The following is a 7,906-nucleotide window of genomic DNA, read 5'->3' as shown; positions in this document are numbered from 1 at the left end:
CTCACGCGACCTCATCGACGCCGTGACCAGCCGTTACACCAGCACGCAATGACCCTGCATACCCCCGGCATCGACAATTTGACCGCACCGGATAACACTTCAGTTCGCGCCGATGTCAATTACTAGCGAATCTCTCGACTTGGTCATCGTAATATTGAGCGAGCCCTGAACGGTGTCGAGGCGAATCGGATGATCCGTGCCACGTTTCACAACCTTAGCCTTAAGGTTTTTGAATTTCGTCCAAGTCTTACTGGGCTCGGCCAACACCGCCTCCACGATAAACCGCCAGGCTGGATCACCTACGGCCAGATTCCGATCAAGAGCAGAAAGCACCTCGGCAGGAAGCGGCAAACCCGGCCGACGGCGCGCCGCATCCGGTGCCATACTTGCGTAGTAGTTGTTTATGGAATATCCACATGGACCTATCAACACCCTCTCATCCGCAGATAGCGAAGGACTCGTTAGAGACTCAAATCTGGGGAGGTCGACAAGAAATAGTTCCAATAGGTCAATTTCGTTGAAGACGACGAGGCGAGGATCTTGGGACTGCCGGTACCTATGGCTTACATAATACCAAAAAGCGGCCGGCGATTGAATAAGATCGGCAATGACCATAAGATCAGCCAACGGAATAATCCACGACGGAGCTGGCTGTTCTACTTCCGGACGCGCGCCTCGATAGGTACTAAACGGGTCTACTCGCTCATATGTGATCACAACTCTAGGCAGAAGAGAGGCCTCATTGGCTGTTACCGGAATAACTTTCCTTCCGCTCGTAAACACTGGCTTTCCAGAAAGAATATGACGCGCCGCCCTGTCGGCCTGAAATGACGGCTTGACGACTAGCTCCTCAAACTTGGTAGCCAATCGACCGGGCGCTCCTCGCCGCCCGGCAGCGGTCAAAAGATGCGCTTTACACTCAACCAAGATCGCATCACCTGGCAGGACTACGAGACAATCGACGTCGGGACGCCCAGGCGCATCGTACTGCGCACTTCTGAAGACTCTGTCCTTGCCGAATAGGCGCTGCAAGGTCGACGAAGCAATCTTCTCAGTAGTAGTATCTCGCGCCGCGAGATAACGCTTTTTTATTGACTCAAGAGATCGCCGCTGTAACAGGTCGTAAAACCATGCATGAGATTCTTGAATCAAAGCCGATGGCATCCAAAGAAAGTACTTTCCCCCTTCAAGCTTGACCCCGCTGTAGGTTCGAGCCAAGTTGTCCTGCGCTGGTAATAAGAATTCTGGTTGCTGCCCAGGATTCCAGGACAGGTCACGAAGCGCCGCCTCTAGCGTATCGACGCTTAAGCCGATCTCAGCACTGAGAGCAGGGGCGTCCACTACAAATAGGTCTGCGGCAAAATTTTTATGCCTTTCAAGCAGTAACGACATTTCTTCGCCATAAACAGCTCGCCCGGACGGCTTAGCCCTCATAAGGTCTGCACGAAAGCCAGGCCGAAATTCGTCCATCCTGCGCTGAAAAACCCGCGCCAACCCGACTCCCAATTCGGGGATGATGGCAGGATACCACCCAAGTTCGCGCGTAATATCATCTCGAATCGGCCCGAGTGTCGCGGCAAGAATATCCTTCAGATGGACGGTATACCCTTGCCACCGATCCGTGAGGGCCTCGACCTTGAAAGCTCCTTGAACTCTGGCCGCGTACTCAGGTTGATTAGTCCCAATAGTATGAGTAATCAATTCCCATTCGATCAGGAAAATCTCGGCGACCAGATCGAATGCTTCCTGCACATCCCCATCAGATGGAACTGCCGAAAGATCAATATTACCGCTTGTTGCAAATGACAAGCCCACGGCATACTGAACCAGTGCATGCACGCCGTGCGTCTCATACCAGTCGCGGAAATCTCCCCCTTGGAACTCGGCACACTCGGCGAATCTACCAAGAATAAAGAGTGGATTAGCGCTGCGTAAAATTCCTGCCAACTTATTGGCTTGATTTTCCGCAAGTTCACGCAGTCTACGGTCAGAAGCTTCGCCAGGGGCACCAGATCGAAGCTTGACAAGCTTGACTCGCATTTCTTTAAGTCGATCAATATCTGCTGGCCAGATACGCGATTCAACCAACGAGCCCACGAATCCCAACTCGTCACGATCGCTCCTCTGGAGCTCCATCCTTGAATTCATACAAACTCCAAAGAGTACGTGGGACGCGGGCAACTCGCCTGACCCGTACGGACGATTTATGATCGGCTATCATGGGCGCATCAAGGACTCATGATCAAACTGCCAGCATGTCGTGCAATTGACGGCAGGTTGTCCACGATAGATGGATCGTAGACTCACCCCTAGCTATGAGGGAAACGCACTCACCACAGGGCGCCTTGCGGAGACTCCTTACAATCTTGCTCCATGGATGCGCTCGCCGACCTACTCGGCTGGTTCAACACCGAACGCACGGCCGTAGTTATAGCCATGCTCGCTTTAGCCGGCATCGCCTACTCAGCACAATCTGCCTCCGCAGCCAAAAAGCAGGCCAAGAGCGCCAAGGATCAGGCTGACCGAGCCAAGGAGCAAGTCGAGCTCGGCAAGCAACAGGTTGATCTGATGCTGCGGCAGGTCAGTCAGGCAGAAGCCGTCGAGGCTGCGGCTCAACAAGCCAGACGCGAGTCGCTTCAGCCCAATGTCCTCGTCGACATCGCACCTGGCATCAACGACCCCGGCGTGTTCGTGTTGTCCATCGCAAACATCGGAACGTCGATCGCAAGGAACGTTCGCATCAAGGCCTTAGATGAGATGGTGCGGTCGGACGGACTGAAGCTGCACGAGCTGACGGTATTCACCGAGCCGATCTCAGTGATGCCGCCAGGACAAACCCGTCAGTTCTTCTACGACGTCGGCTTCCAACCCTTCCAGGGCAAATCACCGTTGCGGTGTCGCTTCGAGGTCGACTGTGAGGGGCCGTTCGGCGCAGTCGAGACCGCCCATTACGACATCGACCTTACGCCTTACCAGGGTGGCTGGGCCGCCCCGACGACACTTCACTCAGTAGTTGACCAACTCCAGAAGGCAGTGTCGTCACTCAACTCTATTGGCCGGGCCATCCATCAAGAGGGAAGCGCCGTACGAACGTCGTTCGAGTGCAAGATCGTTCAGTCGACCAGGATGACGGACACCTTCACGACCTGGTTGCCAGCCAGCAAGGTTCTTCGCACATCCTCACCGGATCCAACGAACGACGAGGAAGCACCCTGACACAGCCAGGGGTACCGGGTTTGCCCGGCCTCTGCGTTACCTGGTTTGCTACCCATGATCGGCATCAGCGCCGATGAGTCGACATGATCCCGGCTGACTTGGCTATCGACCGACAGGGACATCTTGCCTGCTCATCATGAGGATCGGTGAACCCCGATGATCAAACGCGCCCGGCAGGTCTCCTACTCCGTCGGTCGCAGGTTCGAATCCTGCCGGGCGCGCTTTGACCTGCTGATCTATCTTCGTTGTCAAACGAGGTGAAGATGGATCAGGAGTTCTGATTTCGTTGTTCGTGTTCGGTGTTCTTCTGGCCGCAGTCGCCCTGTTCGCGCTGGCCACCGCGGTGTTCGGTAAGGCCGATCGGGTGCGCCGTGGGGCGTGGGCCACGTTCGGTATCGGTCTGTTTCTGTCGCTGGCGTTCATCGTGGGGTCGTGCATCTCGGTGGTGCCGACGCGAAACGTGGGCATCGTCACGAGCTGGGGAAAGCCGACGGGCCGGACGACGGGGGCCGGCTTGCAGTGGACGGCGCCCTGGCAGGACATCGACGAGTGGGACGCGTCGGGTCAGACGTACGCGCATCTCGGTGACCAGTGTGTGTGGGTGACGATCGCGGCGCAGCGGCGGGCGTGCATTCCGGTGCAGATCGAGTGGTCGGCGAAGTCGGAGAAGGCGCCGGAGAACTGGGCGGCCTACCGCGAGGTGGGCGAGAAGACCCGGTTCGAGGTGTTCGTGGAGCGCCGGGTGAATCCGCAGATCAACGGTTCGCTGACGTCGATCTTCGCCTCGTTCGATCCGCTGGGTTCGGTGGACGTGACGAGCGGGGATGCTCCGGCACCGGATCTGAACAAGACGTACAAGGATCCGTTGATCAAGGCGCTGACCACCGCGCTGGGTGACGAGATCGTGGTGAAGTCGGTGGCGTTCGAGTCGCCACGGTACGACGAGCCGACGACGCAGGCGATCGCCGCGTACGGTCAGAAGATCCTCGAGGCCCGGAACCTGGAGATCGACAAGGCGAACGCGAAGACCCGGGCGGAGATCACCCGCACCGATGCGAGTGTCGACCAGGTGGCGCGCTGTCTGCAGATCGCCGAGAAGCTGGGCAAGGAGCCGGGCCTGTGCATGGGCGGTTCGGTCTCGCTGACCCGCCCGGTCCAGTCGGACTGAGCGGGCCGCGAGGAGATCGAAACCGCAAGACCTGGTCAGGCGGCGGCGAGCGCTTCGGTGGGGGCCAGCCGGGCTGCCCGGATGGCCGGGTAGAGGCCGGCGACGGCGCCGATGGCGAGGGTGGCGCCGAGCCCACCGGCGATCGCCCAGGGTGGTATGACGGTCGGCCACTCCTGGGTGCCGGCGTAGACGGCGGTGACCGCGAATCCGCCGAGGACGCCGCCGGCGCCGCCGAGCAGGGACAGCAGCAGGGCCTCGGAGACGAACTGGGTGCGAATCTGGCCGCGGGTGGCGCCGAGGGAGCGGCGCAGCCCGATCTCGGAGCGGCGTTCCAGCACGGAGATGACCATGGTGTTGGCGACGCCGATGCCACCGACGAGCAGGGCGACGCCGCCGAGACCGAGCAGCAGCGCGGTGAAGCTGGCGTTGGCGGTCCGTTTGGCGACGAGCGCGTCGGAAGGGCGGGAGACGTCGACCTCCTCGGGACTCTGCGGGTTGGCGGTCCGCCCGAGGACGGCCTTGACGGCCTCGATCTGGGATTCCACGGCCCGTGTGTAGACGGTGGTGAAATGCCCGTCGAAGCCGAGGTACGACCTGGCGGCGTCCCAGCCGATGAGGACGGCGGTGTCGAGTTCGGGGGCGAGCGGGACGCTGTCGAGGACGCCGATCACGCTGTACCAGCGGCCGTCGATGTAGACGGTCGGAACGTCGCCGAGGCGGCGTGCCGCGCCGGAGCCGAGCACGACGGCCGGGTACCTGGCGGTGGCCGCGTTGAGCCAGGCGCCGTCGGCCACCGTGGCGCCGACCGTCTCGAGCAGGTCGAGTTGCGCCGCGAGGACGGACAGCCCGCCGGTCTCCTGCTCGGGGATCCGGTCGCTGCGGTAGACGGGGGTGTCGGTGACGCTGCCGGTGGCGGTGGCCGCGATGACCGGTCCCACCCTTTTGATCATGGAAAGGGCGTCGTCGGGCAGGGTGGCGTCGTCGCCCATCATGGTGTGGCCGGGCGAGACCCGCAGCATGTTGGTGCCGAGGGCGGCGAGTTTGCGGTCCAGGTCGGCCTGGCTGGAGGAGGAGATGCCGACGACGGCGACCATCGCGGCGATGCCGATGGCGATGCCGAGCGCGGACAGCACCGCCCGCAGCGGCCGGGAACGGAGGCCGTAGCCGCCGAGGCGCAGCAGGTCGGCGGGGCGTAGCCGGGCCGGGCGGAGCAGAGCCATCTCAGACCACCCGCCCGTCACGCATCGGCACCTGCCGGGGCAGGGTTCCGGCGATGTCGTGGTCGTGGGTGATGACCAGGACGGTGGTGCCGGCCGCGTTGAGTTCCCGCAGCAGGTCCATGACGCCCTGGCCGGAGACCGTGTCGAGGTTTCCGGTAGGTTCGTCGGCGAGGAGCACCGCGGGGTCGCCGGCGACGGCGCGGGCGACGGCGACCCGCTGCCGTTCGCCGCCGGAGAGCTGGTGAGGGCGGTGTCCGAGCCGGTCGCCGAGACCGACCCGGACGAGGGCGGCTTCCGCACGCCGTTCCCGTTCCCTCTTCGGCAGCCCGGCGTAGAGGAGCCCGTCGGCGACGTTGGCGACCGCGTCACGGCCGGGGGCCAGGTGGAAGGACTGGAAGACGAATCCGATCCGGCTCGCCCGCAGGGCGGACAGCTGCCGGTCGGAGAGCCGTGCCACGTCGTGCCCGTCGATGCGGACGGTGCCGGTGGTGGGCCGGTCCAGGGTGCCGATGACGTTCAGCATGGTGGATTTGCCGGAGCCGGACGGGCCGACGATGGCGATCAGCTCACCCTGGTCGACGCTGAGGTCGACGGACCGCAGCGCGTGGACCCCGCCCGGGTAGCTCTTGGTGACCTCGGCCAGCTCGATGACCGGGCTCATGCCGGGACACCCACCTTCGTGCCCTCGGTGAGGCCGTCGCCGGTGATCTCGACGCGGCCGTCGGCGAACAGGCCGGTCTCGACCGCCACGATGCGGCTGCCGGCGCCGTCGACGATCTGCAGCCCATATCCGCCTTCGGCGAGCGCGAGCAGGGCGTTGACCGGCACGGTGAGGACGTTCTCCCGCTGAGAGGCGACAAATTGTACGCCCACCGAGGCTTCCTCCAGGCCTTGTGGAGCCTGGTCGAACCCGATCGTCACATTGATCGTGGTCCGGTCCTCCTCGGTGGGGTTGTCGGCCGTTTCGATGGTGGTCCCCACGTCGATGATGTGGCCGGTGACCGCCTTGCCGTCCGGCAGGGTCACGTCGACCTTGGTGCCCTTCTTGGCCAGCCGCTGGTCGCTCATCTCGAGTTCGACAGTGGCGACCCGCCCGGTTCCGGTGGTGGTGAGCAGTTCGGTGCCGGGCTGGGCGGTCGCCCCGACCTCGACGGACCGGTCGGCGACCCGGATCGCGCCGGTGGCGTAGACGATGCGGCCCAGTTCGACGGTGCCGGTCTCGTCCAGACCGAGATCCTCCTGCCAGTCCTCGACCGCGGCCGCCGTCGACGAGGTGTAGTCGCCGTCGACGGTGAAGCCGCGGTAGCCGAGTGCCCACAGGTTTCTCTCGAACTGCTTCACGTCGGGGCCGTCGAGTCCCGGGGAGAGCGCGCGGTACGCCGGCAGGGTTCCGTACAGCAGGACCACCGGGTCGTTGTCGAGCCGGTAGAGCGGTTTGCCCCGCTTGATGGTGGCGCTTTCGGCGGGCAGCCAGGTCACGGTGCCGGACAGCCGGGTGGCGAGGCCCACGGCGTCGCCGTACCCGAGGGAGCCGTCGTGGCGCTCCTTGTCGATCAGTGTCTGCCGGGTGACGTCCGCGGTCGTGGTGGTGGCGGCGCTGCTCGCCCGCGCACCGTTGCCCTCGGTCTCCGGCAGGCCGCCGGCCAGCAGGAAGGCGGCCGCGCCGCCGGTCACCAGGACCACCGCCACCGCGGCTGTCGTCCATTTCCGGCTCACGTCGTTCCGCCCCCTTCGTGGTGCTCGCTGCGCATGCCCTGACCGTCGTGGTACTTGGCGCACGCCTTCTCGGCGGCGTCGAAGGTGGGGTCGCCGGGTCCGGTGCCGAGCTTCGAGCCGTCGATGGCGATCTCGCCGTTCTCGTTCGGGTCCGGGTAGTTGCTCACCCCGTTGTCGCGCATGCACTGGGAGAACTTGCGCTCCTGCTCGATGTCCTCGGCGGAACGCGGCGGGGGCTCGCCGCCGTTGGGCAGGAACTTCTTGCAGACCTTCTCCGCCTTCTGCATGGCGTCCATGTCGACGGTCTGCGGGACCGCGACCTCCATCCGGCCGTCCGCCTTCGGGTCCGGGAACCACTCCAGCCCCTGCTCGCGCATGCACTTGGCGTATTTGAGCGATGCGTCCGGGTCGGGGCCGTTGTCGGCCGCCGCGCTGCTCACCGGGCCCGGATCGCCGCTGGCTGCGGTGGCCACCGCCGGATCGTCGTCCTGGCCCGGCGCGCATCCCGCCGTCATCGCCGCGAGCAGGACGCCGATCGCGAGCACCGTCCTGGTTCTCATCTCGTCTCCTCAGCCGGCGGCCGGTC

The 7,906-nt window shown here is 63.6% G+C and carries 7 protein-coding genes; 2 read left to right on the top strand and 5 right to left on the bottom strand.

Annotation, left to right across the window (positions count from 1 at the left end):
• Positions 1–99 precede the first annotated feature (99 nt).
• Positions 100–2,136 (bottom strand): hypothetical protein, encoded by a 2,037-nt coding sequence (locus IEZ13_RS31545; RefSeq protein ID WP_183224769.1) that lies wholly within the window; start codon positions 2,134–2,136, stop codon positions 100–102.
• A gap of 237 nt (positions 2,137–2,373) precedes the next feature.
• Here IEZ13_RS31545 and IEZ13_RS31540 point away from each other — a divergent pair, with 237 nt between their 5' ends.
• A complete protein-coding gene (locus tag IEZ13_RS31540; protein WP_183224770.1) occupies positions 2,374–3,216 on the top strand; it encodes a hypothetical protein in 843 nt (280 codons plus the stop codon).
• A gap of 292 nt (positions 3,217–3,508) precedes the next feature.
• Positions 3,509–4,384, top strand: a complete 876-nt coding sequence (locus IEZ13_RS31535) for an SPFH domain-containing protein (protein ID WP_183224771.1) — start codon at positions 3,509–3,511, stop codon at positions 4,382–4,384.
• A 35-nt stretch (positions 4,385–4,419) separates the two neighbouring features.
• On the opposite strand, the gene IEZ13_RS31530 is transcribed toward IEZ13_RS31535, so the two are convergent.
• Genes IEZ13_RS31530 through IEZ13_RS47000 form a run of 4 tightly spaced genes read right to left on the bottom strand, consistent with a single transcriptional unit; the run spans position 4,420 to position 7,880 of the window.
• Complete coding sequence (locus tag IEZ13_RS31530; RefSeq protein ID WP_183224772.1) at positions 4,420–5,604, bottom strand: ABC transporter permease; 1,185 nt, start codon at positions 5,602–5,604, stop codon at positions 4,420–4,422.
• 1 nt (position 5,605) lies between these two features.
• A complete protein-coding gene (locus IEZ13_RS31525; protein WP_183224773.1) occupies positions 5,606–6,265 on the bottom strand; it encodes an ABC transporter ATP-binding protein in 660 nt (219 codons plus the stop codon).
• The gene (locus IEZ13_RS31520; protein WP_229795291.1) at positions 6,262–7,320 is read right to left on the bottom strand and encodes a peptidoglycan-binding protein; all 1,059 of its coding nucleotides are present in this window, start codon (positions 7,318–7,320) and stop codon (positions 6,262–6,264) included. The genes IEZ13_RS31525 and IEZ13_RS31520 overlap by 4 nt, the downstream gene beginning before the upstream one ends.
• Positions 7,317–7,880 carry a hypothetical protein gene (locus tag IEZ13_RS47000; protein ID WP_229795289.1) on the bottom strand — a complete coding sequence of 188 codons (564 nt, stop codon included), beginning with the start codon at positions 7,878–7,880 and terminating at the stop codon, positions 7,317–7,319. The genes IEZ13_RS31520 and IEZ13_RS47000 overlap by 4 nt, the downstream gene beginning before the upstream one ends.
• Positions 7,881–7,906: the final 26 nt, after the last annotated feature.

Source organism: Actinoplanes campanulatus (genome assembly GCF_014647795.1).
GTDB classification, from domain to species: Bacteria; Actinomycetota; Actinomycetes; order Mycobacteriales; family Micromonosporaceae; genus Actinoplanes; species Actinoplanes campanulatus.
This window is presented reverse-complemented; position numbering and strand designations above follow the sequence as displayed.

Coding starts and splice junctions, on each gene's coding strand:
- IEZ13_RS31545 (WP_183224769.1), bottom strand. CDS start 2,136: ATGGAGCTCCAGAGGAGCGATCGTGACGAGTTGGGATTCGTGGGCTCG.
- IEZ13_RS31540 (WP_183224770.1), top strand. CDS start 2,374: ATGGATGCGCTCGCCGACCTACTCGGCTGGTTCAACACCGAACGCACG.
- IEZ13_RS31530 (WP_183224772.1), bottom strand. CDS start 5,604: ATGGCTCTGCTCCGCCCGGCCCGGCTACGCCCCGCCGACCTGCTGCGC.
- IEZ13_RS31525 (WP_183224773.1), bottom strand. CDS start 6,265: ATGAGCCCGGTCATCGAGCTGGCCGAGGTCACCAAGAGCTACCCGGGC.
- IEZ13_RS47000 (WP_229795289.1), bottom strand. CDS start 7,880: ATGAGAACCAGGACGGTGCTCGCGATCGGCGTCCTGCTCGCGGCGATG.